The following is a 2564-nucleotide window of genomic DNA, read 5'->3' as shown; positions in this document are numbered from 1 at the left end:
CACGCGAGTTGGTTGAACATGGTCGAGATAGAAATTGGTAATATGAATAAGCAATGTTTAGATAGACGTATAGCAAGTATGGAAGAACTAAAGACAGAACTCGCGGCCTGGGAATGGAGCAGGAATAAAGAAAGAACAAGTATAAACTGGCTATTTAATGTTGAATCAGCTCGTGAAAAACTTGAGAGGGCTTATGGTGCCCTCAACTAGTCAGAACTTGTGTGATGAAGTACTAGGCGCTAGGACGCGATGTAAAATCGCTACGACCTCGAATCTCGCATCTCGTAACTTTCCCCTTTCACCTTGAAACTTTCTCTTTTTTAATGGCGTTCTTTGGGGCTGATCTGTATAATCCGCGGCCTATTATTTACCCTATTGCTTGTTTATTTTCGCAGTTTCTGCGCCCATAACCCTGTCAGTATTTTTCTAGGAATAATTCGTTGATTTCAACCGCAAATATCACCATGCAGTTTGGTGCAGAGCCTTTGTTTGAGAACATTTCAGCTAAGTTTGGTAATGGCAACCGCTATGGTTTAATTGGCGCGAATGGCTGCGGCAAATCGACCTTTATGAAAATTCTAAGTGGTGCGCTTGTGCCAACCTCTGGCAATGTGTCGATTGCGCCGGGTTTAAAGCTAGGTACGCTTAGCCAAGACCAGTTTGCATTTGAGCAATACACTGTGGTTGATGCGGTTATCATGGGTGATGCCGAGCTTTGGAAAGTAAAACAAGAACGCGACCGTATTTATTCACTGCCAGAAATGAGTGAAGAAGATGGCATGAAAGTCGCTGAGCTTGAAAGCGTTTTTGCCGAAATGGATGGCTACACAGCAGAAAGCCGTGCAGAAGAAATTTTGATCCAAGCGGGTATTGAGCAGGAGTTTCATTACGGCTTAATGGCGAACGTTGCGCCGGGCTGGAAACTACGTGTGCTTTTAGCGCAGGCACTGTTTGCAAACCCTGATATTTTGCTACTTGATGAGCCAACCAATAACCTTGATATTCACACAATTACTTGGCTAGCTAACGAGCTTAACCAGCGAAAGTGTACGATGATTATTATCTCGCACGACCGTCACTTCTTAAACTCGGTGTGTACACACATGGCCGATATCGACTACGGTGAGCTAAGAATTTATCCTGGTAACTACGAAAAGTGGATCGAAGCTTCAAGCTTACAACGCGAACAACTGCTTGCTGAAAACGCTAAGAAGAGCGCTGAAATTGACGAGCTACAAGAGTTCGTAAACCGCTTTGGTGCTAACGCATCAAAAGCAAAACTAGCCAGCTCTCGTGCTAAGCGCATGGATAAAATTAAGCTTGATGAAGTAAAAGCTTCAAGCCGTATTAGCCCATCACTTCGTTTTGACGAAGGTAAAAAGATGTATCGCCAAGCATTAGAGCTTACTAAGCTAGGTCATGGCTTTGAGGGTGAAACCCTATTCAGTGGTGGTGACTTATTACTAGAAGCGGGTGCTAAGCTTGCGGTTATTGGTGAAAACGGTGTTGGTAAAACCACCCTATTACGCTGCCTAGTGAATGAATTACAAAGTAACGAGGGTGTGGTTAAGTGGTCTGAAAATGCCAGCATTGGTTATTGCCCACAAGACAGCAGTAAAGAGTTTGATAACGACTTAACTCTGTTCGATTGGATGTCGCAGTGGCGCACCGCTAAGCACAACGATTTAATGGTGCGTGCTATGTTAGGCCGTTTATTATTTACCGCAGATGACGCTAACAAAAAAGCACGTAACTGCTCGGGTGGTGAAAAGAACCGTCTATTGTTTGGTAAGCTGATGATGCAAGACATCAATGTGCTAATTATGGATGAGCCAACTAACCACATGGATATGGAAGCCATTGAAGCGCTCAATAATGCTTTAAAAGATTACCAAGGCACGCTTATTTTTGTGAGCCACGACCGTGAGTTTGTATCGTCATTAGCGACTCGTATCATCGATATTAAAGATAAAAAGCTTATCGATTTTCAGGGCACGTTTGACGAATATATGGACCATGTTGCGCAACAAGCGCAGTAAGTTTAAACAGGTTTTATAGCTACTCCCTTTATTTGGTGGCTCTAGTGGTTCTGTTTAGATTTAAACATTGAACCACTAAGGCGCTAAGTGCTTCACAAAGAAACTAAACTCACAAATAGGTTATGGTCTCTTCCTCTGTGCTCTCTGTGTCCTCTGTGGTTAGAAAAAGATCCAGCAGGCTAATATACATTTAATAATTATCTGAAGTCCGCTCATTCACTTCTCTTTGTGAAAAAGATATTGGGACCACAGAGGTCACCGAGGCGCTGCGCGCTTCACAGAGAAACTAAACTCACAAAGAGGATAAAAGACGCTGCGCTTTAGAGGATTTAAATTAAGTAGCTGTCTATTTCGCATACTCATTGTCTTCTCGTTCTCTTCTCTTTGTGAGTAAAGACAATTGAACCACAGAGATGTATGGACTCCCCTCCCACAGGGGGGTAACGTAATAAGCGACAAAACTTTTACAAAAGGAGTCCATACATGGTGAATCTTAACGTTATTGCGATTGATTTAGCAAAAAAT

1 protein-coding gene and 1 pseudogene are annotated in these 2564 nt (G+C 42.8%); both read left to right on the top strand.

The window, feature by feature from the left end:
• A pseudogene (locus NH454_RS22145) lies at positions 1-210 on the top strand (IS630 family transposase); the annotation flags it as partial.
• A gap of 230 nt (positions 211-440) precedes the next feature.
• Complete coding sequence (locus NH454_RS22140) at positions 441-2039, top strand: ABC-F family ATPase (RefSeq protein WP_138558813.1); 1599 nt, start codon at positions 441-443, stop codon at positions 2037-2039.
• Positions 2040-2564: the final 525 nt, after the last annotated feature.

This window comes from Pseudoalteromonas sp. Ps84H-4 (assembly GCF_024124645.1).
Taxonomy (GTDB): domain Bacteria; phylum Pseudomonadota; class Gammaproteobacteria; order Enterobacterales; family Alteromonadaceae; genus Pseudoalteromonas; species Pseudoalteromonas lipolytica_C.
The sequence above is the reverse complement of the archived record's forward strand: the minus strand, read 5'-3'. Positions and strand labels throughout refer to the sequence as shown.